General features: G+C 57.0%; 12 protein-coding genes. 6 read left to right on the forward strand and 6 right to left on the reverse strand.

Annotated features, from left to right (window positions below):
- Positions 1-131 precede the first annotated feature (131 nt).
- Positions 132-566 (forward strand): DoxX family protein, encoded by a 435-nt coding sequence (locus OKF39_RS08510; RefSeq protein WP_479983674.1) that lies wholly within the window; start codon positions 132-134, stop codon positions 564-566.
- Between the two features lie 456 nt (positions 567-1,022).
- Here OKF39_RS08510 and hcr read toward each other — a convergent pair whose 3' ends face one another.
- From hcr to aqpZ, 4 genes are all read right to left on the reverse strand, one after another.
- Positions 1,023-1,991, reverse strand: coding sequence for an NADH oxidoreductase (gene hcr, locus OKF39_RS08515; RefSeq protein ID WP_028012541.1), 969 nt, complete (start codon positions 1,989-1,991; stop codon positions 1,023-1,025).
- 10 nt (positions 1,992-2,001) lie between these two features.
- Positions 2,002-3,654: a hydroxylamine reductase gene (hcp, locus tag OKF39_RS08520; protein WP_479983675.1), complete on the reverse strand. Its 1,653-nt coding sequence runs from the start codon at positions 3,652-3,654 to the stop codon at positions 2,002-2,004.
- A 144-nt stretch (positions 3,655-3,798) separates the two neighbouring features.
- Positions 3,799-4,698, reverse strand: a complete 900-nt coding sequence (locus tag OKF39_RS08525; RefSeq protein ID WP_028012543.1) for a LysO family transporter — start codon at positions 4,696-4,698, stop codon at positions 3,799-3,801.
- A 180-nt stretch (positions 4,699-4,878) separates the two neighbouring features.
- Positions 4,879-5,574 (reverse strand): aquaporin Z, encoded by a 696-nt coding sequence (aqpZ, locus tag OKF39_RS08530; protein ID WP_479983676.1) that lies wholly within the window; start codon positions 5,572-5,574, stop codon positions 4,879-4,881.
- Positions 5,575-5,865: 291 nt separating this feature from the next.
- Here aqpZ and OKF39_RS08535 point away from each other — a divergent pair, with 291 nt between their 5' ends.
- Positions 5,866-7,524, forward strand: coding sequence for an ATP-dependent endonuclease (locus OKF39_RS08535; protein ID WP_041910643.1), 1,659 nt, complete (start codon positions 5,866-5,868; stop codon positions 7,522-7,524).
- Here the strand turns inward: OKF39_RS08535 and OKF39_RS08540 are convergent.
- Positions 7,521-8,477, reverse strand: coding sequence for a VirK/YbjX family protein (locus OKF39_RS08540; RefSeq protein WP_028012547.1), 957 nt, complete (start codon positions 8,475-8,477; stop codon positions 7,521-7,523). The genes OKF39_RS08535 and OKF39_RS08540 overlap by 4 nt on opposite strands.
- Before the next feature lie 159 nt (positions 8,478-8,636).
- Here OKF39_RS08540 and macA point away from each other — a divergent pair, with 159 nt between their 5' ends.
- Both macA and macB read left to right on the forward strand, forming a co-directional pair.
- Positions 8,637-9,752, forward strand: coding sequence for a macrolide transporter subunit MacA (gene macA, locus OKF39_RS08545; protein WP_041910641.1), 1,116 nt, complete (start codon positions 8,637-8,639; stop codon positions 9,750-9,752).
- Complete coding sequence (macB, locus tag OKF39_RS08550; RefSeq protein ID WP_049136608.1) at positions 9,749-11,689, forward strand: macrolide ABC transporter ATP-binding protein/permease MacB; 1,941 nt, start codon at positions 9,749-9,751, stop codon at positions 11,687-11,689. The genes macA and macB overlap by 4 nt, the downstream gene beginning before the upstream one ends.
- 70 nt (positions 11,690-11,759) lie before the next feature.
- On the opposite strand, the gene cspD is transcribed toward macB, so the two are convergent.
- Positions 11,760-11,981 carry a cold shock-like protein CspD gene (gene cspD, locus OKF39_RS08555; protein ID WP_006809408.1) on the reverse strand — a complete coding sequence of 74 codons (222 nt, stop codon included), beginning with the start codon at positions 11,979-11,981 and terminating at the stop codon, positions 11,760-11,762.
- Between the two features lie 267 nt (positions 11,982-12,248).
- Here cspD and clpS point away from each other — a divergent pair, with 267 nt between their 5' ends.
- Together clpS and clpA are read left to right on the forward strand one after the other, a co-directional pair.
- A complete protein-coding gene (gene clpS / locus OKF39_RS08560) occupies positions 12,249-12,569 on the forward strand; it encodes an ATP-dependent Clp protease adapter ClpS (RefSeq protein ID WP_006174393.1) in 321 nt (106 codons plus the stop codon).
- A 27-nt stretch (positions 12,570-12,596) separates the two neighbouring features.
- Positions 12,597-14,876 (forward strand): ATP-dependent Clp protease ATP-binding subunit ClpA, encoded by a 2,280-nt coding sequence (gene clpA, locus OKF39_RS08565; protein ID WP_028012550.1) that lies wholly within the window; start codon positions 12,597-12,599, stop codon positions 14,874-14,876.
- Positions 14,877-15,094 lie beyond the last annotated feature (218 nt).

The following is a 15,094-nucleotide window of genomic DNA, read 5'->3' on the forward strand; positions in this document are numbered from 1 at the left end:
TGATATCGCTTACAAGCTTAGAAGAAAGTCACTGTATTGCCCGTCAAATCCCCCCATTTAAAAGGTGCTTTTCACGCGCCACGCTTCGGCATAATCTGGTGATGTCTCAGTGAAAACAGGAATCATTTCAAATGGTTAAATCATTGTTAATTTCTGTTAATGAAAAGCTATCGTACGACGATCTCGGCAAACTCTTGTTACGACTTGCCGTCGGTGGGCTGATGCTTTTTCACGGTTTACATAAGCTGTTTGGCGGCGTGGGATTTATCAGCGGCATGCTGGTAGAGAAAGGGCTGCCGGGATTTATTGCCTACGGCGTGTTGGTTGGCGAAGTGGTGGCACCGATCCTGATTATTGTCGGGCTTTTTACGCGCCCGGCCGCGCTGGTGCTGGCGTTTACGATGATCGTGGCATGGCTGATGGTGGGAGTGGGTGAAACGTTCGCGCTCGATAAGGTTGGGGCATGGGCGATTGAAAGTCTGGTGTACTTCTTTGTTGGCTCGCTGGCGGTGGCGTGTTTAGGGGCAGGGCGGTTTGCGTTAGGGAAAGCGCCTGCGTGGCAATAAAGCTGGGTGCTAAAAATATAAGGGTCTCTGGACCCTTTTTTATTGGTGGTTTTTAAGTCTTTGATTTTATTAAGCGGAATTATTTGTGATGAAAAAGGGTTTAAGGGGTATTTTTTAGGGGAATTCTTTATCTGACAAGGTGATAGGTGTAGATTGTTCCAGTTCACTGCCGTACAGGCAGCTTAGAAAAACCCTGATGTCGTCGTGAGCGTGAGTCATTAGTTTACTGCCGTACAGGCAGCTTAGAAAATTATATCCCGTTGTCGATCATCTGCCCAGGAAGTTTACTGCCGTACAGGCAGCTTAGAAACAATACGCTGTAGCCCCGCCTGTTTGTTTCGGGTTCACTGCCGTACAGGCAGCATGCACAACGTAGGCCGGGTAAACGCAGTGCCACCCGGCCAAAAAGCCCGGTGGCGCTGACGCTTACCGGGCCTACGATCGAACGTTTATTGCTTATGCGAGGACCAGATCCCCCTGCGGGTGGCACGAGCACGCCAGCACGTAACCCTCGGCAATTTCCGCGTCGGACAGCGTCATGGTGCTGGTGACGGTATATTCCCCGGAAACCACTTTCGTTTTACAGCAGCCGCACACGCCCGCACGGCAGGCCGCGACTACCGGCACCTTGTTGCTTTCCAGCGCTTCCAGCAGCGTGGTGCCCACGCGGCCAAAGAAGGTCTGTGCGGGCTGCAGTTTGGTGAACTGAATCCCGCTGGTTGCCGCTTCCGCCACCGGCGTGAAGAACTGCTCTTTGAAGAAGCGGGTCACGCCAAGCGCTCTAACTTCTTTCTCCACGATATCCATGTACGGCGCCGGGCCGCAGGTCATCACGGTACGGTTCGCAATGTCCGGCACGCTTTGCAGCAGCTCGCGGCTCAGGCGACCGGGCACAAAACCGTGGGTCGCGTTGTGTTCCGCCACCAGCGTCACCGGATAATCACGCCACTCCTCGGCAAAAATCACATCTTCCGGAGAGCGCACGCTGAAGATCGTCTGCACGTCGGCCTGCGGGCGGTTCTTCGCCAGCCAGCGGCGCATCGACATGATCGGCGTTACGCCGCAGCCCGCCGCCAGCAGCAGGAATTTATCGTCTGCCTTGTCGTCACAGGTGAAATCCCCCTGCGCGTCAGACAGCCAGATATAATCCCCGCGCTTCACGTCACGGGTCAGCCACTGGGAGCCTGCACCGTCATCAATGCGGCGGATAGTGAGCGTAATGTACTCGCTCACGCCCGGCGTGGAGGAGATCGTATAGGCGCGAAGCGTGTCCGCCGAGTTGCGAACGCTGACCAGCGCATACTGGCCCGCACGGTACGGATAGTAGTCGTGGCAGAGCAGCGACAGCGTCCACACATCCGGCGTCTCCTGATGGATGTGATGAACCTGCATCCGCCACGGACATTGTGAGGTTGGCATGGTCATGAATCGCTCCTTACGCGCTCAGCAGTTGCTTCATATCATCTTCAACGTTGGTCACGGAACGCAGACCGAATTTCTCGTTCAGCACCGCCAGCAGGTCCGGCGTCAGGAAGCCTGGCGCGGTCGGGCCGGTTACGATGTTGGTCACGCCGAGAGAGAGCAGGGTGAGCAGGATGACAATCGCTTTCTGCTCGAACCAGGAGAGCACCAGGGACAGCGGCAGATCGTTCACGCCGCAGCCGAGTTTTTCCGCCAGCGTGACCGCCAGAATGATGGCCGAGTAAGCATCGTTGCACTGGCCTGCATCAATCAGGCGCGGCAGGCCTTCGATGTTGCCGAAGTCCAGCTTGTTGAAACGGTATTTACCGCACGCCAGGGTCAGGATCAGGCAATCATCCGGCACGCTGGTGGCGAAATCGGTGAAGTAGTTACGCTCGCCGCGCGCGCCGTCGCATCCGCCAACGAGGAAGATGTGGCGCAGCTTTTCACGGCTGACGAGGTCAATCAGAGAATCTGCCGCACCCAGCAGCGTTTCGCGACCGAAGCCAACGGTTATCAGATGTTCGATTTCGCTGTACGGGAAGCCCGCCATCTGCTGCGCCTGCTCGATAACCGGACCGAAATCGTCGCCTTCAAGGTGGCTCACGCCCGGCCAGCCAACGATGCTGCGGGTCCAGATGCGGTCGTCATACGCGCCCACGGTAGGGTCGATGATGCAGTTTGAGGTCATCACGATAGGGCCAGGGAAGCGGGCGAACTCTACCTGCTGATTCTGCCAGCCGCTGCCGTAGTTACCCACCAGATGCTTGAACTTGCGCAGTTCCGGGTAGCCGTGGGCGGGCAGCATTTCGCCGTGGGTATAGACGTTAACGCCGGTGCCTTCGGTCTGCTTCAGCAGGTTGTAGAGATCTTTCAGGTCGTGCCCGGAGATCAGGATGCATTTGCCTTCGGTCGCTTTGACGTTGACCTGCGTCGGGGTCGGATGACCGTAAGTGCTGGTTTCACCGGCATCCAGAATGGTCATGACCTTGAAGTTCATCTGGCCGATTTCCATTGCGCACTCGAGCAGGGCGTTCATGTCGGAAGGCCAGGTGCCGAGCCACGCCATAATTTTGTGGTACTGGGCGTAAATGTCGTTATCTGACTTCCCGAGAACGTGCGCGTGTTCCATATAGGCCGCTGCACCTTTCAGGCCGTACAGGCACAGCAGACGCAGGCCGAGGATGTTCTCGCCAATCGCCGCTTTGTCCTTATTAGGGGTAAATTCTGCGGCCTGGCGCTGTAGCTCGCCGAGGTCGTCGCTCACCAGCTGAAGCTCCGCCATTGGGTTGTCCACGCGGGCACTGGTATCGGCATTCAGGCACTGCGCTTTCAAAGCTTCGCGCAGGGCAATCGCTTCGCGGGCATAACCGACGATGCGCGGAGAATCGAAGTTGACGTTAGTCAGCGTGGAGAAAAACGCGCGCGGCGCGAAGCTGTCGACGTAATGGTCGACGATGCCGTATTCACGGGCTTTGAAGGCCCAGGCGGAAAGACCATGCAGGGCGGCTATCAGCAGATCCTGAAGGTCTGATGTTTCTGCGGTTTTACCGCACATACCCTGCGCGTAAGAGCAGCCGTTGCCTGCCGGGGTACGGATGGTTTGTTCACATTGCACACAAAACATAATCACACCTGTAAAAGTTATATTTAATATACATTTTTAAGGGTATGCCTGTGCCAGAACGGTGAAAAGAGCTTTCTGCGACAAAATAGAGGGAGATTGATTTAGCGCAATTTTGGCGGCAGGAGCCCTACCGCCACAGAGGTATCAGGCAGAGAAAAACGCCATCAGGACGGGAACCAGCAGGCTCAAAATAAAGCCGTGAACGATGGCTGCGGGCACCATCTCCAGCCCGCCCGAACGCTGGAGGACCGGCAGGGTAAAGTCCATCGACGTGGCGCCGCACAGGCCCAGTGCCGTCGAGCGGCTGCGGCGAACCAGACCCGGGATCAGCATGATGGCAATCAGCTCTCGAGCCAGATCGTTAAAGAAGGCGGCGCTGCCGATCACCGGGCCGAAGGATTCGGTCAGCAGAATACCGGAGAGGGAGTACCAGCCAAACCCGGAGGCCATCGCCAGGCCGGTTTTTAGCGGCAGATCGAGAATAAAGGCATTAATCACGCCCGCGACCATTGAGCTGACGACAACCATAACGGCAACGATCATTCCCCGACGGTTCAGGACAATCTGTTTCAGCGTCATGCCGTTATTTCGCAGCTGAATACCAATCAGGAACAGCAGGAAGATCAGGGTATATTCGCTGGCGTCCGTCGCGTGCTGCAAAAATGTCCATCCGGTAAGGCCCAGAAGAAATCCAAGCACCACGACGCCGCAGAGCTTTAATGATTCCAGCGCCATTGCAATTCGGGAGGGAAGCTTTTCCTGGTGGTGATTATTTTTCCACGGAATAGTGCGTTCCAGCCACAGCAGGGCGGCAATATTGCACAGCAAAATAACCACCACGGTGACCGCAGAATAATGCAGGATGGAAAGTAAATTTGTCGCCAGATTATCCAGGAAGGCCAGGCTGATCCCCATAAAGAACAGAATGACGTAAACAATCCAGCTGAGAAAACGGTTAATAAGCTTTAAGGCCGATTCATGACGCAGCGGAATAAGATAGCCCACAATCAGGGGCAGCAGAATAATGAGGAGTCCTGAAAACATGAACAGCCGGTCCTTTTGAGTTTCTGTTAAGCGCCAGAGACACTACCCAATAAAGGCTGCTCAGTAAAGCGGCAAAAGAAAGCCGGGCGGCGGCTACGCCTTACCCGGCTTGTGTCTATGTGGGGGTGCGGCCTGTTGCCCTCACCCCGGCCCTCTCCCACGGGGAGAGGGAGGGAAAGATTAATCGCGTTTTTCCAGCAGAGTGCGGTACAGCACGCCGCCCAGAATACCGCCGACGATCGGCATCACCCAGAACAGCCACAGCTGTTCAAGCGCCCAGCCGCCCTGGAAAATGGCGACGGCGGTGCTGCGCGCCGGGTTAACGGAGGTGTTGGTCACCGGAATGGAGATCAGGTGGATCAGCGTCAGCGCCAGACCAATAGCGATGGGCGCGAAGCCTGCAGGCGCGTGTTTGTCGGTTGCACCGTGGATCACCAGCAGGAAGCCTGCGGTCAGTACAATTTCAATTACAATGGCAGAAAGCATGGAATAACCGCCCGGAGAGTGTTCGCCGAAGCCGTTAGAGGCGAAGCCGCTGGCCGCCGCGTCAAAACCTGCTTTACCGCTGGCAATGACGTACAGCACGCCCGCCGCAATAATACCGCCAACCACCTGCGCCACGATGTAGCCAATAACCTCTTTCGCCGGGAAACACCCGCCCGCCCATAAGCCTAATGTCACCGCCGGGTTAAAATGACCGCCGGAAATATGCCCCACGGCGAAAGCCATGGTTAATACGGTTAAGCCAAATGCCAGCGCGACGCCGACAAAACCAATACCTAATTCCGGGAATGCTGCTGCCAGAACGGCGCTACCGCAGCCACCAAATACCAGCCAGAATGTACCAAAGCATTCTGCTGCCAATTTTCTAAACATAACCACCTCAAAATAATTTTCCACGCGTTTTCCCGCGCGCGGGATATATCGCCATAAAGGGATGACGACTCAAAGAGCCCGTATTTTAAAAACCAACAACATCCCTTCGCCACTTAAATAAATTCGGTTAATTTGATTTAAGGCAATGTGATGTTAATCCTTGTTCAAATCAGCGGTAAATAGAGCATAGTTCAAATCCCGCAAGGGGGAATGTTCTGCTGTCGTGCCAGGGTTCCTGCCGCTATACTGCTGATAACTTAAAGGAAAAAGTGATCATTTCGCGGGGGATTTATGCTTCTCGAACGTGTGGAAATTGTCGGGTTTCGCGGTATTAACCGCCTGTCGCTGCAGCTGGAGCAGAACAACGTCCTGATCGGTGAGAACGCGTGGGGTAAGTCCAGCCTGCTGGATGCGCTGACGCTGCTGCTTTCACCCGAAGACAAGCTGTATCACTTCGTCCACGATGATTTCTGGTTCCCGCCCGGCGATATCGCGGGCCGCGAGAAGCACCTGCATATCATCCTGACGTTCCGTGAATCCGAACCCGGCCGTCACCGCGTGCGTCGCTTCCGCCCGCTGTCGCCCTGCTGGGTGCCCTGCGACGACGGTTTCCACCGGATTTTCTATCGGCTGGAAGGTGAGATGGCGGAAAACGAGGGGGTACTGACCCTGCGTGAATTCCTCGATGAGAAAGCCAACCCGATTCCGCTGGAGAATATCGACGATCTGGCGCGTCACCTTATCCGCCTGACGCCGGTGTTACGCCTGCGTGATGCGCGCTTTATGCGCCGTATTCGTAACGGCACCGTACCGAATATGCCGGAGGTGGAAGTCACCGCCCGCGAGCTGGATTTCCTGGCGCGAGAGCTGGTGTCGCGTCCGCAAAACCTCACCGATGGTCAAATTCGTCAGGGGCTGTCGGCGATGGTGCAACTGCTGGAGCACTATTTTTCCGAGCAGGGCACCTCGGAGTCGCGCCATCGTTTGATGCGCCGCCGTTCTCATGATGAACAGCGCAGCTGGCGCTATCTCGACATCATCAACCGGATGATCGACCGGCCCGGCGGGCGTACCCATCGGGTGATTTTGCTGGGGCTGTTTTCAACGCTTCTGCAGGCGAAGGGCACCGTGCGTCTTGACCGGGATGCCCGCCCGCTGCTGCTGGTGGAAGATCCGGAAACGCGCCTGCACCCCATCATGCTCTCCGTGGCGTGGCACCTGCTGAATCTGCTGCCGCTCCAGCGGATTACCACCACCAACTCCGGTGAGCTGCTATCGCTGACGCCGGTGGAGCACATCTGCCGTCTGGTGCGCGAGTCCTCCCGCGTATCCGCATACCGCCTCGGGCCCGGCGGGATGAACGCCGAAGACGGGCGGCGAATCGCGTTTCATATACGCTTTAATCGCGCCTCGTCGCTCTTCGCCCGCTGCTGGCTGCTGGTGGAAGGGGAAACGGAGACCTGGGTCATCAACGAACTGGCGCGCCAGTGCGGCCACCATTTTGATGCGGAAGGCATCAAGGTGATTGAATTCGCCCAGTCGGGACTCAAGCCGCTGATCAAATTTGCCCGCCGGATGGGAATTGAATGGCATGTGCTGGTGGACGGCGACGAGGCGGGGAAAAAATATGCCTCAACCGTGCGCAGCCTGTTGAACAACGAGCGGGAAGAAGAACGGGATCATTTAACGATGCTGCCCGCGATGGACATGGAGCATTTTATGTACCGTCAGGGCTTTGACGACGTATTCCACCGCATTGCGATGGTGCCGGTCGACGTCCCGATGAACATGCGGCGCGTGATCGCCAAAGCTATTCACCGTTCGTCGAAACCGGACTTAGCCATTGAAGTGGCGACGGAAGCGGGAAGGCGGGGCGTAGAGGCGGTTCCGACCCTGCTGCGGAAAATGTTCTCCCGCGTGCTGTGGCTGGCACGCGGAAGGGCGGATTAACGTTCGGTCGCCTGTTTCACCTGCTGAATCAGGCTATCCAGCAGCGCGTAGCGGCGACGGTATTCGGCGCGTTTTTTGCTCGCGATCTCTTCTACGGGTTTACGCGGCATGGCAAGCGGCAGCATAAAGTGGCCGCTCTCCTGTTTTTCCCCACCGAGGGAACTCCAGAAGCCGTCGTAATCGGCCAGCAGTTTTCCCTCTTTTTTCTTGCGGTAGCGCCAGCTGCGATAAATATGGGTGGCATTACTGACGGCAACAATCTGCGCGACCGGGAATGCGGCGCCGAACGTCATGGCGGCTTCAACCAGCAGGCGTTTCGGGAACAGACCGTGGCAGGCCTTCGTCGCTTTCTGGATCAGCTCATGGGGAACATGCGCTTTCGCGCCCTGCAAACCGCCGATGAACAGCGTCGATTTTCCTTCAAACTGGCAGAGCGTAAAGGTTAGCTCCGCCAGCACCGTATTCTGAACGTCGCAGAAGGTGAGGGTGGCCTCTCCCTCTTTATCCAGGAACGCATCGGCACACAGGCGGACGGTAAATTGCTGTTCATCTTTGCCGGTTAAGGTCAGCAGCGTAGTCCCCTGCGTCGAAAGATAGCCCTTCAGGAGCGTGGTCGGGAGCTGGCGGCTCATGGCCTGATAGTGCCAGTTCAGGGATTCCAGCGCGTGCTGGCGATCCATCTTCACCGTCAGCCAGGGACGATGAAGCCGACACGGCAGACCGGGCTGCACCTGCAGCATCTGCATCAGACGCGGCTGCTTAGCGAGGTTTGTTAACAGGCGAGACGTGCTCACGGGCGTCGCCAGAGAACGCAGCATGAACTTACGGCGATAGGCGGGGTTCTGCCATGCAAGGCCGGGCGCGATCTTGCCGAACGCCAGATTTTTGAAGAGCTGCCAGCCGGATGTCGGCTGCGTCAGGTTTGGAAGAGGTGTATCGACGATAGAAGACATGATAAATCCTGAGTCTTTTGGAATACCGCTATTTCAGCAGGGGAAATATCAACGTCTTGTAAACAAATTAAGGTGATTTCGGAGAACAGGGGTTTCGTTAAGGAGTCGTTTAGATAGAATCAACGTTTATTATTGCCAGAACATTTATTTGGAATATTTATGAACCTCAAGGGAAAACGCAGAACGCTGTTTCTGCTGCTGGCGCTGGTGATTGTAGCCGGTGGATTCTGGTTATGGCAGGTGCTTAACGCGCCTGTGCCGCAGTACCAGACGCTGATCGTTCGTCCGGGTGAACTGCAGCAAAATGTCCTTGCGACGGGCAAACTTGATGCGCTGCGCAAAGTTGACGTCGGCGCTCAGGTCAGCGGCCAGCTGAAAACGCTGTCGGTAGAGATTGGCGACAAGGTGAAAAAAGGCCAGCTGCTTGGCGTTATCGATCCCGAGCAGGCTGAGAACCAGATCCGCGAAGTAGAAGCGACGCTGATGGAGCTGCGCGCACAGCGTGCGCAGGCGCAGGCAGAGCGTAACCTGGCGCAGGTGACGCTGACCCGCCAGCAGGCGCTGGCGAAAACCCAGGCTATCTCGAAACAGGATTTAGACACCGCCGCGACTGAACTGGCGGTGAAACAGGCGCAGATTGGCACGATCGACGCGCAAATCAAGCGTAATCAGGCCTCGCTGGATACGGCGAAAACCAATCTTGATTACACAAAAATCGTCGCGCCGATGGCCGGGGAAGTGACGCAAATTACCACGCTGCAGGGCCAGACGGTGATTGCCGCCCAGCAGGCGCCAAACATTCTGACGCTGGCGGACATGAGCACCATGCTGGTGAAGGCCCAGGTCTCCGAGGCGGACGTGATCCATCTTAAGCCGGGTCAGAATGCCTGGTTTACCGTACTCGGCGATCCTCAGACCCGCTACGAAGGCGTGCTGAAAGACATTCTGCCGACGCCGGAAAAGGTTAACGACGCCATTTTCTACTATGCGCGTTTTGAAGTGCCAAACCCGAAGGGCGTGCTGCGCCTGGACATGACCGCGCAGGTGCACATCCAGCTGACCGGCGTGAAGAACGTGCTGACCGTTCCGCTCTCCGCGCTGGGTGAATCCGCCGGGGACAATCGCTACAAGGTGAAAGTGCTGCGCAACGGTGAAACGCGCGAGCGCGAGGTGGTGATTGGCGCGCGCAACGACACCGACGTGGTAGTGGAGAAAGGGCTGGAAGAGGGCGAGGAGGTTGTTGTCAGTGAAAGCCTGCCCGGAGCCGCTAAATGACCGCGCTGCTTGAGCTGAAGGACATTCGTCGCAGCTATCCGTCCGGCGACGGCCCGGTGGAGGTGCTGAAAGGCATCTCCCTGAGCGTGGAGGCGGGCGAGATGGTGGCGATTGTCGGGGCATCGGGCTCCGGTAAATCGACGTTGATGAACATTCTCGGCTGTCTGGATAAACCCACCAGCGGTACCTATCGCGTGGCCGGAACCGATATCTCCACGCTGGACGGCGACGCGCTGGCGAAGCTGCGCCGGGAACACTTTGGCTTTATCTTCCAGCGTTACCACTTGCTCTCTCACCTGAGCGCGGCGCAGAACGTGGAGGTTCCCGCGGTGTATGCGGGCGTTGAGCGGAAGAAACGCCTCGAGCGCGCGAAGGCGCTGTTAACGCGTCTGGGGCTGGCGGAGCGGGTGGAGTACCAGCCCTCGCAGCTGTCCGGCGGCCAGCAGCAGCGCGTGAGTATTGCCCGCGCCCTGATGAACGGCGGGCAGGTGATCCTCGCGGATGAACCGACCGGGGCGCTCGACAGCCACTCCGGCGAAGAGGTGATGGCGATCCTGCACCAGCTGCGCGATCAGGGCCACACGGTGATTATCGTTACCCACGATCCGCAGGTGGCAAAGCAGGCCGAACGCATTATAGAGATCCACGACGGCGAGCTGGTGAGCAACCCGCCGCCGCGTGAGTCCCGCGCGGCGGCACCGAAGGAAGCGCTGCCTGCGTCGACCGGCTGGGCGCAGTTCTCCAGCGGCTTTCGTGAAGCGCTGACCATGGCCTGGCTGGCGATGGCGGCCAACAAAATGCGCACCCTGCTGACCATGCTCGGCATCATTATCGGTATTGCCTCGGTGGTGTCGATTGTGGTGGTGGGCGACGCGGCCAAGCAGCTGGTGCTGGCGGATATCCGCGCCATCGGGACCAACACCATTGACGTCTATCCCGGCAAAGACTTCGGCGACGACGAGCCGCAGTATCAGCAGGCGCTCAAGTATGACGATCTGGCGGCGATTCAGAAGCAGCCGTGGGTGAACTCCGCCACGCCTGCGGTCTCGCAAAACCTGCGTCTGCGCTACGGCAACATCGACGTGGCGGCCAGCGCCAACGGCGTGAGCGGCGACTACTTCAACGTCTACGGCATGACCTTCAGCGAAGGGGCCACTTTCAACGCCGAGCAGCTGGCGGGGAGGGCGCAGGTGGTGGTGCTGGACGCCAACTCGCGCAGGCAGCTTTTCCCCAATAAAGCGAACGTGGTGGGCGAAGTGATCCTCGTCGGCAACATGCCTGCCACGGTCATTGGCGTGGCGGAAGAGAAGCAGTCGATGTTCGGCAGCAGCAAGATCCTGCGCGTCTGGCTGCCGTATACCACCATCTCCGGGCGGATTATGGGCCAGTCGTGGCTTAACTCCATCACCGTGCGCGTGAAGGAGGGCTACGACAGCGCGCTGGCGGAACAGCAGCTGGAACGGCTGTTAACGTTGCGCCACGGGAAGAAGGATTTCTTCACCTGGAATATGGACGGCCTCTTGAAAACGGCGGAAAAGACCACACGTACTCTTCAGTTGTTCCTGACGCTGGTGGCGGTGATCTCGCTGGTCGTTGGCGGTATCGGGGTGATGAATATCATGCTGGTGTCGGTAACTGAACGCACCCGGGAGATTGGCATCCGCATGGCGGTTGGGGCCAGGGCCAGCGACGTGCTTCAGCAGTTTTTAATTGAAGCGGTGCTGGTATGCCTGGTGGGCGGCGCGATGGGCATTGCGCTCTCGATGATGATTGCCTTTGCGCTCCAGCTCTTTTTACCCGGCTGGGAGATTGGCTTCTCGCCGATGGCGATACTCACCGCGTTTTTGTGTTCCACCTTTACCGGGATTTTGTTTGGCTGGCTGCCTGCGCGCAACGCGGCGCGGCTGGATCCGGTGGACGCGCTGGCTCGGGAATAACCCGAAAATAAAAATGCCAGCCGATCGGGCTGGCATTTTGACTGCGTGATGTACACAATAAAACAGAGAGCTATGCAACCGTTTCTGCTTCAACGGGTACGATTAGGCTTGCATGATTGCCTTTTGGTCCCTGGTGTACATCGAACCGGACGGACTGCCCGGCTTTGAGCGTCCTGTAACCATCCATCTGAATGGTGGAATAGTGAGCGAAGATATCTTCGCCGCCGCCTTCGGGGCAGATGAAGCCAAACCCCTTGGCGTTGTTGAACCACTTAACAGTACCCATTTCCATGCTTCGACATCCTTCGTAAATCTTATAAATTAAGATGGAATGAACCGGTGGTGGAGTGGGGGCTGTTCAAAACCTCGCCATCTCACGCTTGTACAATTTAGATAAACGAAAGACGTCGTCAAGCGTTTGGCGCTGGAGTTGGGACAATAATCAACCAAAGTTTGAAGCAGTTAACGCTATTGCAACAGTTTGTGACAGACATCGCGGATGACAGTAATAGATGATTGTTATCTAACATCTGAGGTAGATTCAAAGTGGTTATGCAAAATGGGTAAGACCAACGACTGGCTGGATTTTGACCAGCTGGCGGAAGATAAAGTGCGCGACGCGCTAAAACCGCCATCTATGTATAAAGTTATGTTAATGAACGATGATTACACGCCGATGGAATTTGTTATTGACGTGCTACAAAAGTTCTTTTCTTATGATGTAGAACGTGCAACGCAACTGATGCTTACCGTTCATTATCGTGGCAAAGCTATCTGCGGCATTTTTACCGCCGAAGTGGCGGAAACCAAAGTGGCGATGGTGAACGACTATGCGAGGGAGAACGAGCATCCGTTGCTGTGTACGCTGGAAAAGGCCTGATAAGGCATAAAATTGGGGGAGGTGCCTATGCTCAATCAAGAACTGGAACTCAGTTTAAACATGGCTTTCGCCAGAGCGCGTGAGCACCGACATGAGTTTATGACCGTCGAGCATTTACTGCTCGCACTGCTTAGCAACCCATCTGCCCGCGAAGCGCTGGAAGCCTGCTCCGTGGATCTGGTGGCGCTACGTCAGGAACTCGAAGCCTTCATCGAACAAACCACACCGGTGCTGCCAGCCAGTGAAGAGGAGCGCGACACGCAGCCGACGCTCAGCTTCCAGCGCGTGCTGCAGCGCGCGGTATTCCACGTCCAGTCTTCCGGACGTAGCGAAGTGACTGGCGCAAACGTCTTAGTCGCCATCTTCAGCGAGCAGGAGTCACAGGCTGCCTACCTGCTGCGCAAACACGAAGTCAGCCGCCTCGACGTGGTTAACTTTATTTCTCACGGAACGCGCAAAGACGAGCCTAACCAGGCATCGGATTCCAGCAATCAGGTCAATAACAATGAAGAGCAAGCAGGCGGGGAGGATCGTATGGAAAACTTCACCACCAACCTTAATCAGCTTGCTCGCGTTGGCGGCATCGACCCGCTGATTGGCCGCGATAAAGAGCTGGAGCGCGCGATTCAGGTGCTGTGCCGTCGCCGCAAGAACAACCCGCTGCTGGTGGGCGAGTCAGGCGTGGGTAAAACGGCGATTGCCGAAGGTCTTGCCTGGCGCATTGTGCAGGGCGACGTGCCGGAAGTGATTGCCGACTGCACCATCTACTCGCTGGATATTGGCTCGCTGCTGGCGGGCACTAAATACCGCGGTGATTTTGAAAAACGCTTCAAGGCGCTGCTGAAACAGCTGGAGCAGGACACCAACAGCATCCTGTTTATCGATGAGATCCACACCATCATCGGCGCAGGGGCGGCTTCCGGTGGCCAGGTGGATGCAGCAAACCTGATCAAACCGCTGCTTTCAAGCGGCAAGATCCGCGTGATGGGCTCCACGACGTACCAGGAGTTCAGCAACATTTTTGAGAAAGATCGCGCGCTGGCGCGTCGTTTCCAGAAAATCGACGTCACCGAGCCGTCGGTTGACGAAACGGTGCAGATCATCAACGGCCTGAAAACGAAGTACGAAGCGCACCACGACGTGCGTTACACCGCGAAAGCGGTGCGTGCGGCGGTGGAGCTGGCGGTGAAATACATCAACGACCGTCACCTGCCGGATAAGGCGATTGACGTGATTGATGAGGCCGGGGCGCGTGCGCGCCTGATGCCGGCCAGCAAGCGTAAGAAAACCGTTAACGTGGCGGATATCGAGTCCGTGGTCGCCCGCATCGCGCGTATTCCTGAGAAGAGCGTTTCTCAGAGCGATCGCGATACGCTGCGCACCCTCGGCAATCGCCTGAAAATGCTGGTCTTTGGTCAGGATAAAGCCATTGAGGCCTTAACCGAAGCGATCAAGATGGCCCGTGCCGGCCTGGGGCATGACCACAAGCCCGTTGGTTCCTTCCTGTTTGCCGGCCCGACCGGCGTGGGGAAAACCGAGGTGACGGTTCAGCTCTCCAAAGCGCTGGGCATTGAGCTGCTGCGCTTTGATATGTCCGAGTATATGGAGCGTCACACCGTCAGCCGTTTGATTGGTGCACCTCCGGGCTACGTCGGCTTTGACCAGGGCGGCCTGCTCACCGACGCGGTGATCAAGCATCCGCATGCGGTCCTGCTGCTCGATGAAATCGAGAAAGCGCACCCGGACGTGTTCAACATCCTGTTGCAGGTGATGGACAACGGGACGCTGACCGATAACAACGGGCGCAAGGCGGACTTCCGCAACGTGGTGCTGGTGATGACCACTAACGCCGGGGTACGTGAAACCGAGCGCAAATCCATCGGCCTGATCCACCAGGATAACAGCACCGATGCGATGGAGGAGATCAAGAAGATCTTCACGCCGGAGTTCCGTAACCGTCTGGACAACATTATCTGGTTCGATCACCTGTCTACCGAGGTGATCCATCAGGTGGTGGATAAGTTCATCGTCGAACTGCAGGTTCAGCTAGATCAGAAAGGCGTCTCGCTGGAAGTGAGCCAGGAGGCCCGCAACTGGCTGGCCGAGAAAGGCTACGACCGCGCGATGGGGGCCCGTCCGATGGCGCGCGTGATTCAGGACAACCTGAAGAAACCGCTGGCGAACGAGCTGCTGTTTGGCTCGCTGGTAGACGGCGGTCAGGTGACCGTGGCGCTGGACCAGGCGAAGAACGAATTGACGTACGATTTCCAGAGTGCGGCGAAGCACAAGCCGGAAGCGGCTCACTGAGTTGTAAGGTAGGTCTTAAAAACCGGGCTATAGCCCGGTTTTTTTATGCCTGCTTTTCTCCCTATCCCCGTGGGAGAGGGCAGCAGGCCGCAGAGGAATTTTGCGAGGCGCTTTCCAGTTTCTTTCGAAGTCAGTTGCTGGATAAATCCACAGTAATAAAATGGCGGCGCACCTGCAAAATCAGGTGCCGGGATTGGCGTCCTGAAAGTGTGTGCACA

It is taken from the genome of Enterobacter cloacae complex sp. HYC042_NIDB, from assembly GCF_056673315.1.

Bases quoted from the DNA above. Each gene is read 5' to 3' on its own strand.
- aqpZ (WP_479983676.1), bottom strand. From the start codon at position 5,574: ATGTTTAGAAAATTGGCAGCAGAATGCTTTGGTACATTCTGGCTGGTA.
- clpS (WP_006174393.1), top strand. From the start codon at position 12,249: ATGGGTAAGACCAACGACTGGCTGGATTTTGACCAGCTGGCGGAAGAT.
- OKF39_RS08540 (WP_028012547.1), bottom strand. From the start codon at position 8,477: ATGTCTTCTATCGTCGATACACCTCTTCCAAACCTGACGCAGCCGACA.
- OKF39_RS08510 (WP_479983674.1), top strand. From the start codon at position 132: ATGGTTAAATCATTGTTAATTTCTGTTAATGAAAAGCTATCGTACGAC.
- cspD (WP_006809408.1), bottom strand. From the start codon at position 11,981: ATGGAAATGGGTACTGTTAAGTGGTTCAACAACGCCAAGGGGTTTGGC.
- macA (WP_041910641.1), top strand. From the start codon at position 8,637: ATGAACCTCAAGGGAAAACGCAGAACGCTGTTTCTGCTGCTGGCGCTG.
- clpA (WP_028012550.1), top strand. From the start codon at position 12,597: ATGCTCAATCAAGAACTGGAACTCAGTTTAAACATGGCTTTCGCCAGA.
- hcr (WP_028012541.1), bottom strand. From the start codon at position 1,991: ATGACCATGCCAACCTCACAATGTCCGTGGCGGATGCAGGTTCATCAC.
- OKF39_RS08525 (WP_028012543.1), bottom strand. From the start codon at position 4,698: ATGTTTTCAGGACTCCTCATTATTCTGCTGCCCCTGATTGTGGGCTAT.
- hcp (WP_479983675.1), bottom strand. From the start codon at position 3,654: ATGTTTTGTGTGCAATGTGAACAAACCATCCGTACCCCGGCAGGCAAC.
- OKF39_RS08535 (WP_041910643.1), top strand. From the start codon at position 5,866: ATGCTTCTCGAACGTGTGGAAATTGTCGGGTTTCGCGGTATTAACCGC.
- macB (WP_049136608.1), top strand. From the start codon at position 9,749: ATGACCGCGCTGCTTGAGCTGAAGGACATTCGTCGCAGCTATCCGTCC.